An 18,670-nucleotide genomic window follows, 5' to 3' on the forward strand; every position below is an offset into this window, starting at 1 on the left:
CAGATCATGTCAGACCATGTCAGCCCGTGGCTTCGGCAGGCGGCGATTGCGACACTTCGGCCAACGCATCGAGCACCAGATCCGGCCCGGCATCGGGTCTTGTCGCACCCTCGGACAGGATGCGTCGCCACGCCCGCGCGCCCGGACGCCCGGCAAAAAGCCCAAGCATATGGCGGGTGATCTGATGCAGTCGTCCGCCTTGCGCCAGATGCGCCTCGATATATGGCAACATCTTCAGAACGGCGTCATCCGGCGTCGTATCCGGCCCTTCCTCGCCAAAGATCAGACGGTCGGCCGCGCACAGGATATCGGCCGGCTGGTGGTAGGCCGCGCGCCCCACCATGACGCCATCAAGACCCGCCTCCAGAAAATCGCGCACCTGGTCAAGCGTGGTGATCCCACCATTGATCGACAGGTGAAGCCCAGGGAACAGCGCCTTCATCCGCAGAACCAGGTCATAGTCCAGCGGCGGTATGTCCCTGTTCTGCTTCGGAGAAAGCCCCTGCAGCCACGCCTTGCGCGCATGAATGGTAAAGCGCTGTACGCCGGCTGCACTGACGCGGGCCAGAAATTCCGGCAGCACCGTTTCGGGGTCCTGGTCATCCACGCCGATCCGGCATTTGACCGTCACCTCGACAGCGCTGGCCTCTATCATCGCGGCACAGCATTCCGAAACCAGCCCCGGATCCTTCATCAGAACCGCACCGAATGTGCCCGATTGCACCCGGTCGCTCGGGCAACCCACATTGAGGTTTATCTCATCATAACCCGCTTCGGCCCCCATCCGGGCAGCCTGCGCCAACTCTTGTGGATCGGATCCCCCGAGTTGCAGCGCCACGGGATGCTCTTGCGGCGAATAGTCCAGCAGGTGCAATGCACCACCCCGCACCAGAGCCGCCGCAGTGACCATTTCGCTATACAGCAAGGCCCGACGAGACAAAAGCCGATGCAGATAACGGCAATGACGGTCCGTCCAATCCATCATAGGGGCACAGGATAATGTCGCTGCCGCTGTGGCTGCGTTGTTGGGCATTCCTAATTCTCCTATGGCCCGCGATCCGGCCTTTGGAACCATATTGCACACATACGGCACACGAATTGGGGCAGTCTAGCCCCCCAAGGGTGAAGACAAGCAAACGGCGTTGTTTGAGTGGGGCTGTTATCCCGGGCCCCTAATCGATAGCTGATATACGTCTCTATTGAATTTCCAAGAAGGCTCCAAACAGCCGGTCAATCCCGTATGCTCTTCACCTGCACACCATACCTCCAACATAATGTTGAGAAGCCCGTTTCGCTCCGCTCCTCCATTAGCGAGGATGTGTATGGAGGTTTCCAACGTACCGCCGCAAACGATGCTTGCTTCAGGCTCTTTTGACAAGACACTTGCCGGCGCCCAAACTACGAAGAGTCCTAATTATGTTTAAGAATTACTGGAATTCCCTGGATCATCAGTAAGCCACCAGTTTCCGATCGGCGATTCCGGCAAGCCCTTGCCGGAACAGTTCGGCAGCCAGTGCCGCGCCATTCACTTCCAGGACCTGCAAAGCGCCCTCTAGTGCCATCGCGGCAGCTACACCTGTTGCCTGCCCCATCGCCATGCATTGCGGCATGCCGCGGATCGAGGCAAAGGCGAACGGATCGGCACAGATGAGACGACCGGCGAACAGCAGATTCTCGATAGTTTCGGGCACCAGCGCGCGGAATGGGATGGTGTAATACTCGCCCTAACGGACCGCCGCTTCATGGGTCATCTCGGCGCTTGCGCGCATTACGTTGTCAATCGGATTGTCGCAGGCGGCAATGCCGTCGTCGAACTTGCCCCCCCGGGCAATGTCGTCGCTCGTGATGAGATAGATCGCTTGCAATCGCCGGGTTTCCCGCACACCGACGGATGGCCCCAGCCCCCACATGCGCGCGTCCCGGAAACCAGGCACGTCCCCGGCCAGAAAGCGCGCGACCTGGTGGCAACGACGTCGGCCTTCCTGCGTTGCGCGGCTGACGGAAGTCGGGTCGGTGCCGTCGACGCCACGGATAATCACGGTGTTGCAAAACACGGTGCCGGCGTGAAAACCGCGCATTAGATACAGCTTGTGTAGATCGGGATGCAGCCGACCTTCGGCGATGCCGCGGGCGGCAAAGCGGCGGAAATAGGGGTCACCTTCGGCAAAGACTGCATCGGTATCGGCGCCGACCATGTGAAAGGTCAGGCTGACGGCCATCATGTTGCCCTTGCCGTCGCCAAGCGTGTGCGGCACGCTCGCCCAGGCCGATAGGTCGCCGTCACCGGAACAGTCGATCACCATGCGCGGTTGAAAGCGGAGCGGGCCGAGCCAGTCATGAGCCGAAACCGCGCTGATCCGGTTGCCGTCCATCTCGGGTTCGCCTGCGATGGTGTTGAGATGCAGGGTCGCACCCGCTTCGTCGAGCATTTCGCACATCAGGAGTGTTGCGGCCTCGTGGTCGTATTGAACCTCGGGGTCGAAGTTTTCCAGCGTGCAGGGACGAACCTCGGCACAGGGTGGCGACGTGGCCGACAACCTGTCGGTCAGTTCCCCGAAGATGCCACCAATGCTGTGGCCCAGCGGATGGCCGCCGCCCCAGGGCATGCCTGGTCAGGATGCCATGACGCCGCCGACCGTAGACCCTGCCTCCACCAGCCGCACGCGCAGCCCGCCGCGCGCCGCCGACAGCGCCGCCGCGAACTCGGCGATTCCACCACCCACAACCAGCACATCGGTTTCGATCTCGCGTGTCCGCTCTGTCATGATCAGGCGATCCTTACGCCCTGGCGGACCAGTTCAGCCTGAAAGCCCGCCATGTCGACCTCTGCCAATTTGCGGCCCGACCGGACGGCCAGCGCCGCGGCCACGCCTGCGCCCTGCCCCACAACCGCGCAGCAGGCCATGTTGCGCGTCGCGGCATGGGCGATGTGGTCGCCACCAATGGCGCGACCCGCTACCAGCAGGCCCTTGACCTTGCCGGGCAGCATCGCCCGGTAGGGTATCTGCATGTAGCGTCCAGTAATCGGTATGATCAGCACGCTATAGCCGTCAATGAATTCAGGGGAGATGCCGATGTAATCTTGGCACCGTCCCTGCTGGCGCAGGTCGGTTTCGGTCATGTTGTAGGCAGCGTCGATCTTGCGCGTGTCGCGGATGCCGATGGTCATACCGAAATTCCGTAAACGCACGCCGCCGCAGCCTGGCATGAAGCGGCGCAGCGCCTCGATAGCCATGATGGCCTGGCGGCGGCCTTCGATTTCTCCCTGCGTCAGGCTGTCAGGGTCAGTGCCGTCCACCCCCGCCAAATGCACAAGGTTCATATAGGTCAGTTCACCCGTGTCATGGATCGCGCCCCATGTCCCGGCGATAATGTTCAAATGCGGCGGGATCACACCCTGTTCAATAGCCTTGTCAAAGGGTTTCTTGAGGAAGGGAGAGAACAAGTCGTCCTATTTCCCATCGGTTTCCACCGTCCATTCGCCGGTGGACCAGTCCTTGTAGGTCTGTGGGTCGCGGCGCACCTCGGCCATGAAGGCGGCCTTGTCGACCCCGGCCAAGTGGAACATCACTCTGGCGGCCTGCATGTGTTCGGCGGGTGTCTTGTGGGTGGGTGCACCGGCCCGGTGCGCCACGTCGGCGTCACCCGTCGCGTTGATCGCGACACGGGCCAGGATCGCCTCGCGCCCCGCCTTCAACTCGACGATTATCCCGGCGATGCGGTCGCCCTCCATCACCGGGGCCACGAACTGGAGGGCAGCATGCCGTGGACACCAGCTTCTTCGACCAGCCGATCGGCGACGAGCTTGAAGCCCTCGCTGTCGATCTCATAGCTGAGCGACTGGCTTAAGGGCACGGCGGCGCCCATGTCGCACGCGCGGTCCGCAAATTCGCGTCCGACACCGCCCACCTCGACAGTGGCCTCGTGACGATACCAGGCAAAACCCTCGACCCCGACAACGGTAATGTTGCCGCCGAAACAGCCAAACCGTTCCACCAGACAGACCTCGACCCCGGCCCGCGCTGCCGCAAGAGCTGCGGCAAGCCCCCCGGGGCCGGATCCGGCCACCAAGACGTCCGTGGTATGGATGACCGGCGTCTGCTGGGCGGGTTCGGTGATAATCGTCATTTCGTCCTCAATGGAATGGCAATTCGCACAGGGTGCCGTCGAAGACTCCTGCCGTGCGACTCCCGATGACACGGTCGCCCAGCTGATGCCGTTTCGGCGCCTCGGCCGCGATATAGCGCAAGGCCTCGATTCCGATCATATCATATTGTTTCTCATCCAAGGCCGTGCAGCGTCTTGGTTTCCAGATAGTCCTCCAACCCCATCAGCCCGCCTTCCCGGCCGTTGCCGGACTGTTTGTAGCCGCCGAAGGGCGAGCCGTAGTTGAAGCCACCGCCGTTGATATGGATTGCCCCGGCGCGCAGCCGTCCAGCGACGCGCAGCGCTCGGCCGGGATCTCCGGTTTGCAGATAGGCAGCAAGTCCGTAGGGCGTATCGTTCGCGATCTCGATGGCTTCAGCTTCGTCTTCGAACGGAATGATCACCAGCACGGGGCCGAAAATCTCTTCCTGGGCGATACGCATATCGTTTGACACATCGGCAAAGATCGTGGGCTTAACGAACCATCCCGTCGTGACACCATCGGGCCTGCCAAGGCCACCGGCCAGAAGCCTCGCCCCCTCGGCAAGCCCAACTTCGATCATGGATTGCACGCGGTCGAATTGAATCTTGTCGAAGAGCGGGCCGATATGATCGCCGTCTTGTGCGGGGTCGCCGACAGCGATGCTTTCGGCGGTTCTCTTAGCGATGCGCAGCGCGTCGTCGTAGCAGGCGCGCTCGACCAGCAGCCGGGTTGGCGCGTCGCATGACTGGCCCGTGTTGAACATGCATTCGCGCACAGACTCCGCCACCCGTGTCTCAAGATCGCAGTCGGCGAACACGAGGTTGGGCGACTTGCCGCCCAGTTCCAGCGTCACGCGCTTTACCGTTTCGGCGGCGTCGCGTGTGACGGCGATCCCGGCGCGGGTCGATCCGGTAAAGGACATCATCTGGACGTCGGGGTGACGCGACAGGGCGGCACCCACAGTGGGGCCATCCCCGTTCACCAGGTTGAAGACCCCCGGCGGATAGCCTGCCTCGTCGATAATCTCGGCATAGACCATCGCCGAGATCGGCGTGTGTTCCGACGGTTTGAGGACACAGGTCGATCCTGTGGCCAGCGCCGGGATGACCTTGAGCGCAATCTGGTTCATCGGCCAGTTCCAGGGTGTGATCAGCCCGCAGACACCGATCGGTTCACGCAACAGAACGTCGCCATTGGCCAGCACCTGGCGCTCATCCAGCTGTTCCAGCGCGTCGATGAAGCCCTGCAGATGACCGATGGCCGCGTCCGCCTGGGCGGACCGCGCCATTGTGATCGGGGCACCCATCTCCATCCGCATGGCCTGCGCCAGATCCTCGAAGCGCCGCTCGGTCGCAGACTTCAACCGATGCAAAAGATCGAGCCTGTCTGCCTTTGACGTGGTGGAGAAGTCCACAAAACCCGCCTTTGCAGCCGCTACGGCGCGATCCACGTCCTGCGCATTGCCCATAGAAACGGTGCCGATCTGTGCCTCGGTCGCCGGGTTCAGAACCGGCAAGGTGACCGAGGATTGCGGGGCAACCCATTTCCCATCGATGTAGAATTTAGTCAGGTTCAGCATTCTTCCCGCCCTATTGTCAGCGCGCATGCGCGATGGCGTTTTCGATCATCGCTTGCACTTCGGCCTGTGTTGCCACACGGGGGTTGGTGCGGGCGGCACTGTCTTTCAACGCCTTGTCCGCGATCCTTGCAGCACAATCTGCAGGTACGCCAATCTCGCCCAGAGACTTCGGAATTTCAATCTGGTCGAGCATGGTTTCCACGGCAGCCATAAACCCTTCGACGGACATATCGGACAGATCCATAGCTTGGGCCATGCGGCGCACCTTTTCTTCCTGACCCGGCAAGTTGAAGCGCAGCACGACGGGCAGAAGGATCGCGTTGGTCAAGCCGTGTTGCGTGTTGAATTCGGCTCCGACCATATGGGAAATCGCATGGACCATGCCGAGACCCTTCAGAAAAGCGATCCCGGCGAGGCTTGAGCCGACCAGCATCCCCCCCCGTGCGTTCAGATTCTGTGGCTCTTCTACGGCGACCGGCAGCCACTTTGCAATCAGGGCCAGCCCTTCCAGCGCCAGGCCATCGCACAACGGGTTAAAGCCCGGCACGAGATAGGCCTCGATCGCATGAACCAGCGCATCCGCCCCGGTCCAGGCCGTGAGCGTGCGAGGAAGGCCAACCGTCAGTTCCGGGTCCAAGAGCGCCAGCGCCGGCTTCAGGTCCGGGTGCCAGACGCAAAACTTCATGCCCTTGGCCGCGTGCGTCACCATGGCGGTGCTTTCGGTTTCGGCACCGGTACCCGCGGTTGTCGGAATGGTGATCAGGACCGGAAAGTTTTCGCCCTGCCCGATAACCGGCACAGGCTGTTCGAATTCAAACGCCCAGAGGTCATGATCGTTGTTGGCCGTCAGGCAGATAGCCTTGCCGCCATCCATGGCGCTCCCGCCGCCGATCGCGATGACTGCATCATGACCGCCCGCGCGGAACGCCTTGCGCCCCAATCCGATTTCGCTGTCCACCGGATTGGGGGAAATGTCCGAAAAGATTGTCGCGCCTAGTTCTTGATCCTCAAGCAAGGATTGAAGTTGACCGATAAAGGGCAAGTCACGGCTGCCGCGATCAGTCACTATCAGCGGATTGCGGATACCAAGTTCTATACAGCGACGCCCCATCTCGGCCAATCGTCCCGGACCATAGGCAATCGGGACCGGAAAGTCCCAGTCGTGTGCGGCCAGCATCGTCAGATCATCTATTTTCATTGTCTTTGGGTCCTTTGGAGAAGCGCGAGGCGCCTGCATTGGGGGGAAGGAAGGGCCATTATCCGGTGCCGAAACCGAGGGCTGACTGGCGCTTTCGGCTCCAACCGTTTGTCATTCGGTCGGCGATGATGGCGATGACCGCCATAGCAAGGCCTGCGATCAGGCCCTCACCCACGTTGCCGTCGGTCAGAGCGGTGTAAACGGTTTGCTCCAATCCTCCCGCACCCACGAGCGCGGCAATCACGAGCATGGCGATGCCGTAGAGAATTGTCTGGTTCAGGCCCAGCATAATGACCGGAAGAGCCAGCGGAATCTGCACCTGCCAGAGCATCTGGCGCGGCGTCGCCCCAACCATCCGCGCCGCCTCGATCACAGTATCCGGCAAGCTGCGCAACCCGTGTTCGGCGTAGCGGATCGCGGGAACAATGGCATAGGCGATGACCGACAGAAGCGCGGTGAAGTCTCCAATCCTGAAAACCATCACGAAAGGGATCAGGATCACGAATAGCGGCATGGTCTGCAACGTGTCGTTGATCGGGCGAACGAAAGCCGAGACCCTGTCATTTTGGGCGGCCCAGATACCGATGGCAGTGCCAATAGTGAACGCAATCACCACGGCAATCCCGCACAAGTATATCGAGAGCACGGCGGCAGGCCAGTTGCCGGTTACGAGGATGAAAGCCAGACCAAGAATCGTGCCAAACGAAAGGACAACGCCACCAATTCCATAGGCCAGGAGGGCTAGGAGCAGGATGAGGGCCGGCCACGGCAAGCCGGTCAGCCCAAAATAATATACAACGGCAAAGACGAGGATTGCGATGCCGACCTTTGGCCCCCGACGTGTCGTTGACCAAAGGGCAAGCGCGACCGTGCTCAGGGCAAAGGCCAGTGAGTGTGCAGTGGTCAGCGAAAAACCCCATGTATAGGGGCTGACCGCGCCTTGCAGACCGATCTTCACGGGCAGCATCAAGAAATAGAAGGCCGCAGTCTTGATCATTTCGATCTGTGTGCGAAACGTGGTGATGAAGCCGCTCAGAGCCTCGTTCATGACAGGCGCGGGGTTGAAGCGATACGCTTCCGGCCATTCGTTCAGTATCGGGGCCACGAGAGACGCGGCGAAAATCACGATGCTGCCCAAAACCGCGATGATCCATAGATGCCGATGGTATCGCGGCATGCCATCCCGGTCCGAACCATTCGCCAGGCCGCTTGTTACGCGATCGATCACCATGGCCATCAGTGCGATCACCAGACCGACTAGTAGGCTTTCACCGAATTGAGCCTTTCGGATTGTTGACAGCACCTCCCAGCCAAGGTCTGCCGTCCCACCGATGATGGACGCGATAATCACCATGCTCAAAGACGCCATGGTCGCCTGATTGACCCCCAGAAGAAGCTGTCGCCGCGCCGAGGGGACGCGAACCTGCCAGAAAAGCTGTCTCGTCGTCGCGCCGGCCATCAGTCCGGATTCGATCACCTCCGGGGCCGCACGGCGCAGCCCAAGGATGGTGTTGCGCACCATCGGGGGAAAGGAATACAAGATGCTCGCGATCAGCCCGACGACCGTTCCAAAGCCAAACAGCATCAAGATTGGAAGCAGGTAGGCGAATGTCGGGACGGTCTGAAGCAGGTCCAGCGCGGGCATGATGATCCGCTCTGCACGTGGCGAACGAAACCCCCAGACGCCGATTGCAAAGCCCACAAGGATTGCCGAAGGGACAGAGATCGCCACCAGAGACAAGGTGTTCATCCCCGCGTCCCAGTAGCCGATGGCAAGCATGTAAGCCGACGCCCCAAAGGTGAACAATGCCAACCGCCAGCCCGAAGCCGCATAGGCCAAAACGCAAAACCCGAACATGGTCACCGACCAGGGAAGCACTTGCAGCACCTGCTGGACAGCCTTGATCGGGACTCCCAGAACAAGGGATATGGCTTGGAAAACCGGGGAAAACTGCCCCACGATCCAGTTGGACAAGGCGTTTAGGACATCTGCAAGCGGCACGACCCATGTTTCAGGGTAGCGCGCCAGCCAGTCCAGATGCTCCTGCACGAACACGCCAATCAGGGTCAGGGCGATTGCGCCAAGCCACAATAGCGTGGCGCGATCAAAACGATCCGGCAACTGCTTCATGCAGGCCCCGAGTGGTTACCGGGAATGCAGCCCCGGGCCAGCGACGCAGCAAAGCTCCGAGCGGTTGCGATCCCAAGAACGGCACCATCGGCGCCTTCGACAACGACGCCGGCTGCCGCGCTGGCCAGATCGGCCAACAGGCTTTCGACAAGCGCATCTGCAGGAACCCGGCGCAGGCTGTCCAAAGGCCCGTCAGCCGGCTCCATGATGTCGCGCGCGCGCATGATGCTTTCCCAGGGAACGTCCTGCGTGAAGTCGCGGATATAGTCATCCGCCGGGTTCAGGATCAGATCAATCGGACGACCGATCTGCACCACGGCACCGTCGCGCATGATGGCCATGCGATCGGCGATCCGGAGTGCCTCCTGGAAATCATGGGTGATGAAGACGATGGACTTGCGCAGTTGCGACTGAATGCGCAGGAATTCGTTCTGCATCTGCTTGCGGATCAAGGGATCGAGCGCCGAAAAGGGTTCGTCCAGGAACCAGACGTCAGGTTCAACCGCGAGCGACCGGGCGATGCCCACACGCTGCTGCTGACCGCCGGACAACGCATTTGGAAAGTCGTGTTCGCGGCCTGCGAGCCCCACCAGATCGATCACACGCGCGGCACATGCATAGCGATCTTCCGCGCGCATGCCCTGCACCTTCAGGGGGAACGCGATGTTGTCGATCACGTTGAGATGCGGCATCAGACCAAAATTCTGGAACACCATGCCCATCTTGTGGCGGCGAATATCGATCAACTCGGCGGTCGACTTTTTCAACAGGTCCTCACCGTCAAGCAGGATCTCACCCGCCGTAGGCTCGACCAAACGGGACAGACAACGCAGGATGGTCGACTTGCCCGATCCCGACAGCCCCATGATCACGAATATCTCCCCCTCGTGGACATCAAAACTGACATCGGCATTGGCGACGATGTGCCCTTCGGCTTGGATTTCGGCAGCCTTTGTCGCGGCATCGCGCCCCGGTCCCGATGCGGCCTCAAAGAACCGATCCGGGTAAGCCCCATAGACCTTCCAGACGTTCCGGCAGGACAATCTGACCGGGCCCGGGTCGGCAGTTGTGTTTGTCATGGCGGGCTCCCGTTGGATCGAAGGCACAACGCGCGATGCGGACGGTCGGCCATAGGCGCACAGCTTTCGGCAGTATCGGGTCGAAACCATGCTTGGCGGACGTCTTCGGCTGTTTGTGCAGGGATGATCGAGGCTATTGCAGGGCCTGTTCGATCCAGGGCTTCCAAGTTGCTTCGTTCTTTGCAACCCAGTCTGCCGCGATGTCTTCGACCTGGGCGCCCTGGGTATCGACAGCAAGAATGGCCGCGTTTTCGTCGGCGTTTGTCAGCGTCAAAGCCGACAGCATCCGGAACGCGGCCGGCCATTCAGCTTCGAAACCGCCCCAGACGACCTTGTCAGCTGTCGCCTGTTGAAAACCACAGGCGGTTTCGCGCATTTGGCTCTCTTCCACGCATTCGCCCTCGATCGGGTTCCACTCGACGAAGTTCAGCTCGTACTCGCTGAATATCCAGTGCGGTTGGTACATCATCATGAGGATGGGCTGTTGCGCGTCGATGGCAGAACGAAGTTCCGCGATCATCGCCCCTTCGCTGCCGCCCGCGATCGGCTCGAGCGGCATGTCGATCGTAGCTACCAGATCCCTTGATCTGGTGCCCCAATCCGCCGGATAGGTGATCAGACGCCCCTTGGGAAAGGTCTCAGGGGCCGCAAAGGCCGGCGCACAATCATAGAGCGCTCTATAATCCGGCAGACCGGGGCAAACCTCTTCCATATAGGGCGGATAGACCCAGCCTTCCTTGAGATCGAGACCGAGGCTGCCCAGGTTCACGACCTCTCCGGCGGCAAGCGCCTTGGGATAGATATCCCCGACATTGTTACTCCAGACTTCGGAGACGAAATGCAGGTTGCCTTGTTGCAGGCCAACATGTTGCGGAAGGGCACCGGCGCTCACATACTCGACATTATAGCCCATCTCCTGCAGCAACAGCCCCGCGACGTTCGCCGAGAAAAGCTGACCAGTCCAGTCGTTCAGAACGACCTTGATCGGATCGGTGGACTCGGGAACCGATTGCCCGGACGCAACGGATGCCGACGCGATAAGAGACGTGGCAACCAGAGCTGCCTTCAGTGTCGAAAAACATGTCTTCCTCCCAGAAATTGACGATTTGGCCGCTGTCTGAAGTGGCACAGGTGTTGGCCTCTCTTCCCCGGATGTAACTTACCTTTGGTCGGTTTTTTATGTCAATGTATAGTTTTCATGCCTACGGATTTCTATTACTTTTCGCGACCCGCGTTCGGCCTTGCCTCTTGCTGCACGGCGTTCCTCAAAGCTGCGGTGTCGCGGCTTGCTCATTGGACCAGACGTCGGCATCGTCCCGCTTCAGGGGCACGCGGCCCAGAATGTCATCGCTCAGCTTTTCGGCCAGCCTGCCGGTCGCCAGCCTTCGTAGTCCAATGCATGTTCCCGGACGAACACCTTCCCGTTGATCGAGGACGAGCCCCCAACCGTCTTGCCACGGTCATGACTTATCTTGCGATCGTTGAGCGATGGTTCAGGCTCACCCTCAAAAGCCCAGTTGTACCTGGTGCCTTTCAGGGTCGTCAAAAGTGCAACCGGAATCTTCAGGGAGAGCGCGCTGTTGTCAGGGCCCGCATCCAGAAGCAAGACCCGGTTGCGTGGATCGCTGGTCAAGCGATTGGCCAGATCGCAACCGGCCGAGCCTGCCCCCACGATGATGTAGTCGAATTTCATGACCGCGTTCCTGCATGGCCTGGCCGGTCCAATACACTCGCGCCGTATACAGGGGGATGGTAACAGGAGCCGTTCGCACTGCCACCCAACCATCTAAACATGCTCATTGTCTATAAACTGACCATAGGTTAGTTTTTTGAATACTCATTTCCTGGACACATCAGATGCAGACAATCGCCCGTCGCCCCTTGGCCCCATCCTCTTTAAATCGGCAAGCGCCCTCCGGGGTCGCACACGTCGTGCTGGCGCAGATCGAGACCTGGATCACCGCCCCGGCAAAGGGCGGCGGAGGCTGGAGTGACGTAAAACCCTGTCTGCTGCTTCGTGTCACCACCGACAGCGGAATAGCCGGCTTGGGCGAGGCATTTGTTCTGCCCTGTCGCGAGAAAGCCGTCGCAGAGATCATTCATGCACTTGGCGAAGCGGCGGCTTCGCTGCAATCTGCATCTCCTTGGGCGTTTCGCGCCATGGCACTTGAAATCGCCTCGAAACATCGCGGCCTGGACTTCTCCGCCGCAACGAGCGCGCTGGAAATGGCATTGTGGGACATCCATGGCAAGCTTGCGGAAAAACCGCTTTGTGACGTTCTTGGCGGGGACCACAGGACGCCCCTGCCGGTTTACGCGAATATCTGGAGCGACACACAATGGGATGACGATTCTCTGGCAATGCGGGCTTCCGACCTGGTCGCTCAGGGATATGTGGCGGTCAAGATCCATCCGATGCTGAACCATTCGGCGCCGCAGGCCGTGGACGTTGTGCGACACGTGCGCGATGCGATCGGCGATGCAATCCATCTCATGGTTGACATGGACAGCCAGGACGACCTCGAGACATCGCTGTTCGTGGCTGAAAGGATCGAAAAATATCGTCCTTACTGGTTTGAAGAGCCTGTCGACGGCCAAGACATCGAGGCCCTGTCAAGGCTCCGTAAGACCACACGAATGCGACTCGTTACGGGTGAAAAGAACTGTGGCCTTCCGCACTTCCGTTCGGTTCTGGCGGCCGATGCCGCAGATATCCTGAACCCGGACATTGCCGGTATGGGCGGCATTCTGGATATGCTTGAACTTGCCGAGGAGGCCCACCGCCAAGATGTCAGAATCTCTCCGCATTGCTGGAACTCAATGACGGTTGCGGCGGCAGCGATGCTGCATATCTGTGCGGCGATCCCAAACGCCGAGATGGCAGAGATATACCCGGAATACATTGAACCTGGAACCGGGTACGCGACCACCGGTTTTCGCGTGGACGGCACGGATGCTCATCTGTCCGGACTACCCGGGCTTGGTGTCGAGATAGACACGGGAGCCTTGGGCAAACTTTCCGAACATTTTCAATCAAGTCGCCCGACTGCGTGATGATCTACAAGATGGCCCCAAGGCCTAACCCACAGATCCGCACCTAAGAATTTTATGACCACTCGTCATTTGTCTTTCAAACGCAAGTCAATCGCATTTGGCCGACAGGCACAATAACCACGGGATCCCAATCATGTCACCCTTCCCACATCTCAGCGACGCCGCCCTGAACTTTCTGGATCAAGGCGTCCGAGCAAGAGACAGATCGGCTCGAAACCTACCCGCCTTGCGGGCAAAAGCGATGGAGTTGGCCAATGCCGAAGCTCCACGCATATGTAAGGAGCATGGCGTTAAGCTAGATGAAGTAACACTTGGCGGGGTGCGCTGCTTGGACGTGCGCCCAACAACCCTGCGGGTCGACTGGCCCATACTCTATGGTTTTGGCGGTGGCATGGTCGAAGGAAGCCCAATCGAAGACCTGCCGATCATAGCCCCAATTTCGGCCCTGAGCGGTGCTAGGGTCATTGTGCCGGACTATCGGCTGGCACCCGAACATCCCTGGCCGGCTGCCGTTGACGATGGCTTTGCGGTCTACCGGACGATTGCCGACCAGACGTTTGCAATTATAGGGGAATCTGCAGGGGGAAACCTGTCGCTCGCTTGGATTCTAAAGGCGAAAGCCGAAGGTTTGCGATTGCCCGGTGCTGCCGCCCTTCTGTCGCCGTGGTGCGATCTGAGCAACGCAGGCGAGAGCCTGACCTTCAACGATGGCCGCGACCCCACGTTGACGCGGCGAAATTCGGATATCGCGGCAAGCTATTATGCTGGGACCAACAATGTGGATCAGCCATTGATTTCACCAATCAACGGCATGTTCGATTCCGGCTTTCCTGCGGTCCTGATCAGCACTGGAACCCGCGACCTGCTGCTAAGCCAAGCGGTTCAGCTGTCACAACGGCTGCGCGACAGCGGAGCGAGGGTCGATCTGCAAGTGTGGGAAGGTCTTTGGCACGTCTTTGAATGGTATAAAAACTTGCCTGAGGCGCAACAGTCCATCCGTCAGATCGCAGACCACCTGACCCGGGTCATGGCCGGTGACTGACCATCAGCGTGCCATTGCGGTCTCAAGAAATGCACGCGTTCCCAGTGCGATACGTGCCACGTTCTCGATCTTTTCGCGTGCAGCCCGATGCTTTTGGATGCTTTCTTCATCCATTGGTAGAAACCGCATCAGGAAATACTCAAGGTCGCCGATTGCACGGTCGCTATCGAGCGGTTCGACCCGCGAGCCAACCCGCACCCAAATGCCGTCAATCAACAGGTTGAGCTGGCGCGCGATGATCTTGGCTTCATCTCTTGTAACAAAGTGCTTCAACTCATGCGAAAAATTACTGGACACGCGCGCATAATTGGCAATCTGCACGCGTTGGCATGACCTGTTATGGGGAACCTCTGCCATAAGCGACACCCATGCCTGGCAGACTGCCTGATTGAAGATCGACTCGTGGAAATTCGCGATGATGATGGCCCAAAGCCGCTCATAGGGTGTCTCAGCGTGCCGATAGAGTTCGACCAGCGACGTGCTGAGCATTCCGTTGGTTCGGCGGATCACGGCCTCAAGCAAAGAGCTCTTGTCTTTGAAATGATGCAAGACGACACCCTTGGAAACGCCTGCAATCTCGCCGACCTTCTCAAGTGTCGTTCCACGAAGTCCATAAAGGACCACAGCCTCGAATGCCGCCTTTGAGAGTTCGGCACGTCGGATCGTACGGATCGACCTTGATCGCAATTGGTAGTTTCCTTTGTCAGTTCTTATCTGCGGACCGAAAACCCGAGAGATTCAACCTTGTCTGACTAAGGTAATCAGAAACTTACCGAAAGAAAAGAACCCGACTGTACTGTCGCGATGATCGTCTTCCTAGCCTGTCGGTCCTCGACCTCCGCAAAGCACCGTGTGCATCAAACATTTGGTGTCAAGTTCGATCGCGTTACCAAGAGGCGGTTGAGCCAGTCAGGATCCATTTCCGGAACCGAAGAAAGAAGGAGTTTAGTGTACTCCTCCTTCGGATCAGCAAATATCTCCGTTTTCGCTCCACGCTCGACCACTTCACCATTCTGCATCACCACCACCTCATCGGCGATCGATTTCACTGTGGCCAGATCATGGGTGATGAACATGTAGCCAAGGTTGAACTCGCTCTGCAGCCGGTCAAGCAGCTTGAGGATGCCCTCTTGCACGATCTGGTCAAGGGCACTGGTCACCTCGTCGCAGACTATAAGCTGCGGTTCAGCAGCAAGGGCCCGCGCGATGCCGATGCGCTGTTTCTGCCCACCCGAAAGCTCAGATGGCAAGCGATCGATGTACTTGTCGGGTTCCAGTTCAATCAGCGCCAGAAGGTCGCGGATGCGCGTGTCCAGTGCCTTTCCTTTCAGCCCCAGATACATCTCTGCCGGTCGACCGATCAACTCGCGCAGGCGAAGCTTTGGGTTCAGAGCCGTATCGGCCATCTGATAGATCATCTGGCACTGGCGAAGTTCGTCGCGGGAGCGAGCCTTGAAGCTGGCGGGTAACGGCTTGCCGTTGAACAGGACCTCGCCCTCACGCGGTGGCAGAAGACCTGTGATGACCCGCGCGGTCGTGGACTTGCCCGATCCGCTCTCACCCACGACTGCCACGGTGCGTCCGGCGTGGATGTCAAAGCTGATATGTTTCAGCACATCGACCGCCCCGTAGCCCGCTGTCACATTGCGAACCGAGACCACCGGTATTCCAGCTACAGACGAATGTTCAGCGCGTGCAAAACTACGTACGGCCCACAGGCTGCGGGTATAGTCCTTGCGTGGGGCGGCGAGCATGGTCCGGGTGTCGGCCTCCTCCACCTCATTGCCTCTGAGCAGAACCTTGATGCGGTCGGCCATCTGAGCAACTACGGCAAGATCATGCGTGATATAGATCGCCGCCGTGCCGAACTGCCGTACGATGTCGCGGATTGCGGCCATAACCTCAATCTGGGTGGTGACGTCAAGCGCAGTGGTTGGTTCGTCAAATATGATCAGGTCTGGACGGCAGGACATCGCCATGGCGGTCATCGCTCGCTGTAGCTGCCCACCTGAGACTTGGTGCGGATATCTGAATCCGATCTCATCCGGGTTGGGCAAACGCATGCGACGGTAGAGTTCTACTGCGTCGTCTTCGGCCTTCTTGCGCGGCATGACACCATGCACGACTGGCGCTTCGCAGTACTGGTCGATCAACTTGTGCGCCGGATTGAAGCTCGCCGCTGCCGATTGAGCGACATAGGCGATACGCTTGCCCCGCAACCCCCGTCGCAGCGCTTCGGAAGCGGTGCGCAGGTCGATCCCGTCGAAGTCGATTGTCCCGCCCGAGATGCGACAGCCGTCCCGGGCAAAGCCCATGCAGCGAGACCCAGCGTGATTTCCAGCCCCGGATTCCCCGATCAGGCCCAGCACCTCGCCTTTATGAAGGGTTAGGTCCACACCTTTGACAATCTCATGCCAGGCATCACCAGATCGGCTTCGATTTTAAGGCCCTTGATGGTCAGCAGCCTTGTCGTTTCCATGGGCTACTCCTTCAAACCGCTTGCGCGGTGCAACTGCCAGTCCACCACGAAGTTCACTGCGACCGTCAGCAGCGCGATGGCCCCGGCGGGCAGCAGGGGGGTGATGTCGCCAAAGGTAATCAGCGTCGCGTTTTCGCGTACCATGCTGCCCCAGTCGGCGGTCGGTGGTTTGATGCCAAGGCCAAGGAACGACAGCGCCGAGATTGACAGGAACACAAAGCAGAACCGCAGGCCAAACTCGGCAACCAGAGGTGCCATGGCGTTCGGAAGGATCTCCCGACGGATGAGACGCCACATGCCTTCGCCCCTGAGGCGGGCAGCCTCGATATAGTCCATGACGACGATCCCTTGGGCGACCGAGCGCGCCAGACGGTACACACGTGTGGCATCAACAGCCGCGATGACGAGGATCAGCGTAAGGACCGATGTCCCAAAGATTGTGAGCAGTAGCAGCGAGAAAATCAGGGCTGGAATGGCCATCAACGCATCGACGAAACGCGACAACCATTGGTCGAGCCAGCCTCCAACGAGCGCCGCCCATATTCCAAGGAACGACCCCACAAAGAACGCAAGCGCAGTGGTGGCAAAAGCGATACCTACGGTATTGCGCGCGCCATAGATTAGCCTAGTCAGCATGTCACGGCCCAGCTTGTCCGTGCCGAGATAGTGGGGGGATGCCCACGGTAAGAACTGGGCACCAAGAACCTCACTCTCGCCGTAAGGGGCAATCAACGGGGCAAAGACAGCGACGAAGACGTAAAGCAGGATGATCGCCAGCCCGAAGGAAGCCGTCAGCGGCATGTCGCGGAAGGTTGGTTTGTGATGGGCCGGGGCAAACGCTTGCAAGACGGCACGAGCGGCAAAACCGATCATGAAGAACAATGCCAGGCCGACGGCTATGGAAAGTAGAATGGTCATGGCTCTACTTCCTGTGCATCAGGCGCGGGTTGGTGATCGTCGAGAGCACATCCGCGAGAAGGTTGAGCAGGACGTAGGCCGAGGCGAAGATCAGCGCGATGGCCTGCACCACGGCGATGTCGCGATTGGACACGGCGTCAATCATCAACTGCCCGAGGCCAGGGTAGACGAAGACCACCTCAACCACCACGACTCCGGTGATCAAATAGGCAAGGTTCAATGCAACTACGTTGATGATCGGGGCCAGCGCATTCGGCACCGCATGGCGTAGAACGACACGTATGGGTGACATACCCTTGAGCCGCGCCATCTCGATATAAGGGCTAGCCAGCAGGTTGATGATCGCGGCCCGCGTCATCCGCATCATGTGGGCTGTGACGACAAGGGTCAGCGTCAGCGCGGGCAAGAAAGCCATGTACAAGAGATTGCCCGTCGTCGTGCTCCCCGTGATGCGCACCATCGATGGGAAGAGACCCGATTGCGCCAGCCACAAGATCAGAGTGTAGGCCACAAAAAACTCGGGAAAGGAAATTGCGGTAAGGGCCAGTGCGTTCGATGCACGTTCAAAAATCGAATTGCGCCAAAGGGCAGCCAAAACGCCAAGCAGCAGTGCGAAGGGAACAGCGAGGGCCGCCGCATACAATGCTAGGAAAAGCGTGTTTCCCAACCGTGCCCCAACCAGTTCCGAGATCGGTTTCTGTGTCGCCATCGACATCCCGAAATCGCCCTGCAAAACGCCGGCCAGCCAGTTCCAGTAGCGCAGGGGCGCCGGATCATTGAGGCCAAGCTGCTCGCGAAGTGCTGCAAGAGTTTCTTCGGTGGCCGACTGCCCAAGCAACTCGCGTGCGAGGTCGCCCGGCAAAAGCTCCGTCGCCCCGAAGATCACCACGGAAATGATGAAAAGGGTCAGCACGCCCAGAAGCAGCCGCTGCCCGATCATTCGCCAGATCTCGTTCATTTTGTCCCCCCGTTTACATGCATGGCCTGCGGTCTTGATGCCGCACTGGCCTGAAGGCTCTGGCGAGGGATGCTCGCCAGAGCCCGTTCAGATGACCGGAAGG

Annotated in this window: 13 protein-coding genes and 3 pseudogenes; 2 read left to right on the forward strand and 14 right to left on the reverse strand. The window is 59.5% G+C overall.

Annotated features, from left to right (window positions below):
• Positions 1–19: 19 nt before the first annotated feature.
• From dusA to RAZWK3B_RS07410, 10 genes and pseudogenes are all read right to left on the reverse strand, one after another.
• Positions 20–1,033, reverse strand: a complete 1,014-nt coding sequence (gene dusA / locus RAZWK3B_RS07365) for a tRNA dihydrouridine(20/20a) synthase DusA (RefSeq protein ID WP_007813696.1) — start codon at positions 1,031–1,033, stop codon at positions 20–22.
• 415 nt (positions 1,034–1,448) lie between these two features.
• Positions 1,449–2,765: pseudogene (locus tag RAZWK3B_RS07375) on the reverse strand (FAD-dependent oxidoreductase).
• Positions 2,766–2,767: 2 nt separating this feature from the next.
• Positions 2,768–4,128: pseudogene (locus RAZWK3B_RS07380) on the reverse strand (FAD-dependent oxidoreductase).
• 7 nt (positions 4,129–4,135) lie between these two features.
• Positions 4,136–4,267 (reverse strand): hypothetical protein, encoded by a 132-nt coding sequence (locus RAZWK3B_RS21805; RefSeq protein WP_286131801.1) that lies wholly within the window; start codon positions 4,265–4,267, stop codon positions 4,136–4,138.
• Between the two features lie 13 nt (positions 4,268–4,280).
• Positions 4,281–5,708, reverse strand: coding sequence for an aldehyde dehydrogenase family protein (locus RAZWK3B_RS07385; RefSeq protein WP_007813712.1), 1,428 nt, complete (start codon positions 5,706–5,708; stop codon positions 4,281–4,283).
• 16 nt (positions 5,709–5,724) lie between these two features.
• The gene (locus tag RAZWK3B_RS07390) at positions 5,725–6,885 is read right to left on the reverse strand and encodes an iron-containing alcohol dehydrogenase (protein WP_198133261.1); all 1,161 of its coding nucleotides are present in this window, start codon (positions 6,883–6,885) and stop codon (positions 5,725–5,727) included.
• A 79-nt stretch (positions 6,886–6,964) separates the two neighbouring features.
• Positions 6,965–8,719, reverse strand: a complete 1,755-nt coding sequence (locus RAZWK3B_RS07395; protein ID WP_198133262.1) for an ABC transporter permease — start codon at positions 8,717–8,719, stop codon at positions 6,965–6,967.
• Between the two features lie 314 nt (positions 8,720–9,033).
• Positions 9,034–10,116, reverse strand: a complete 1,083-nt coding sequence (locus RAZWK3B_RS07400) for a quaternary amine ABC transporter ATP-binding protein (protein WP_007813718.1) — start codon at positions 10,114–10,116, stop codon at positions 9,034–9,036.
• A 133-nt stretch (positions 10,117–10,249) separates the two neighbouring features.
• On the reverse strand, positions 10,250–11,245 hold the full coding sequence (locus RAZWK3B_RS07405) for an ABC transporter substrate-binding protein (RefSeq protein ID WP_007813720.1): 996 nt from the start codon (positions 11,243–11,245) through the stop codon (positions 10,250–10,252).
• 222 nt (positions 11,246–11,467) lie between these two features.
• The gene (locus RAZWK3B_RS07410) at positions 11,468–11,809 is read right to left on the reverse strand and encodes a GMC family oxidoreductase N-terminal domain-containing protein (protein ID WP_007813722.1); all 342 of its coding nucleotides are present in this window, start codon (positions 11,807–11,809) and stop codon (positions 11,468–11,470) included.
• A gap of 164 nt (positions 11,810–11,973) precedes the next feature.
• Here RAZWK3B_RS07410 and RAZWK3B_RS07415 point away from each other — a divergent pair, with 164 nt between their 5' ends.
• On the forward strand, positions 11,974–13,170 hold the full coding sequence (locus RAZWK3B_RS07415; RefSeq protein WP_083799050.1) for a mandelate racemase/muconate lactonizing enzyme family protein: 1,197 nt from the start codon (positions 11,974–11,976) through the stop codon (positions 13,168–13,170).
• 241 nt (positions 13,171–13,411) lie between these two features.
• A complete protein-coding gene (locus tag RAZWK3B_RS07420) occupies positions 13,412–14,212 on the forward strand; it encodes an alpha/beta hydrolase (protein WP_007813726.1) in 801 nt (266 codons plus the stop codon).
• A 3-nt stretch (positions 14,213–14,215) separates the two neighbouring features.
• Here the strand turns inward: RAZWK3B_RS07420 and betI are convergent, their stop codons facing one another.
• From betI to RAZWK3B_RS07440, 4 genes and pseudogenes are all read right to left on the reverse strand, one after another.
• Complete coding sequence (betI, locus tag RAZWK3B_RS07425; RefSeq protein WP_007813728.1) at positions 14,216–14,899, reverse strand: transcriptional regulator BetI; 684 nt, start codon at positions 14,897–14,899, stop codon at positions 14,216–14,218.
• Between the two features lie 170 nt (positions 14,900–15,069).
• Positions 15,070–16,691: pseudogene (locus RAZWK3B_RS07430) on the reverse strand (ABC transporter ATP-binding protein).
• A gap of 3 nt (positions 16,692–16,694) precedes the next feature.
• Complete coding sequence (locus tag RAZWK3B_RS07435; protein WP_007813733.1) at positions 16,695–17,609, reverse strand: ABC transporter permease; 915 nt, start codon at positions 17,607–17,609, stop codon at positions 16,695–16,697.
• A 4-nt stretch (positions 17,610–17,613) separates the two neighbouring features.
• Positions 17,614–18,567 carry an ABC transporter permease gene (locus RAZWK3B_RS07440; protein WP_007813735.1) on the reverse strand — a complete coding sequence of 318 codons (954 nt, stop codon included), beginning with the start codon at positions 18,565–18,567 and terminating at the stop codon, positions 17,614–17,616.
• Positions 18,568–18,670: the final 103 nt, after the last annotated feature.

It is taken from the genome of Roseobacter sp. AzwK-3b (assembly GCF_000170875.1).
Lineage (GTDB): Bacteria > Pseudomonadota > Alphaproteobacteria > Rhodobacterales > Rhodobacteraceae > Roseovarius > Roseovarius litoreus.

Excerpts from the sequence above, each read along its gene's own strand:
- dusA (WP_007813696.1), bottom strand. The coding sequence starts at position 1,033 with ATGCCCAACAACGCAGCCACAGCGGCAGCGACATTATCCTGTGCCCCT.
- RAZWK3B_RS21805 (WP_286131801.1), bottom strand. The coding sequence starts at position 4,267 with ATGATCGGAATCGAGGCCTTGCGCTATATCGCGGCCGAGGCGCCGAAA.
- RAZWK3B_RS07385 (WP_007813712.1), bottom strand. The coding sequence starts at position 5,708 with ATGCTGAACCTGACTAAATTCTACATCGATGGGAAATGGGTTGCCCCG.
- RAZWK3B_RS07390 (WP_198133261.1), bottom strand. The coding sequence starts at position 6,885 with ATGCTGGCCGCACACGACTGGGACTTTCCGGTCCCGATTGCCTATGGT.
- RAZWK3B_RS07400 (WP_007813718.1), bottom strand. The coding sequence starts at position 10,116 with ATGACAAACACAACTGCCGACCCGGGCCCGGTCAGATTGTCCTGCCGG.
- RAZWK3B_RS07410 (WP_007813722.1), bottom strand. The coding sequence starts at position 11,809 with ATGAAATTCGACTACATCATCGTGGGGGCAGGCTCGGCCGGTTGCGAT.
- RAZWK3B_RS07415 (WP_083799050.1), top strand. The coding sequence starts at position 11,974 with ATGCAGACAATCGCCCGTCGCCCCTTGGCCCCATCCTCTTTAAATCGG.
- RAZWK3B_RS07420 (WP_007813726.1), top strand. The coding sequence starts at position 13,412 with ATGGAGTTGGCCAATGCCGAAGCTCCACGCATATGTAAGGAGCATGGC.
- RAZWK3B_RS07435 (WP_007813733.1), bottom strand. The coding sequence starts at position 17,609 with ATGACCATTCTACTTTCCATAGCCGTCGGCCTGGCATTGTTCTTCATG.
- RAZWK3B_RS07440 (WP_007813735.1), bottom strand. The coding sequence starts at position 18,567 with ATGAACGAGATCTGGCGAATGATCGGGCAGCGGCTGCTTCTGGGCGTG.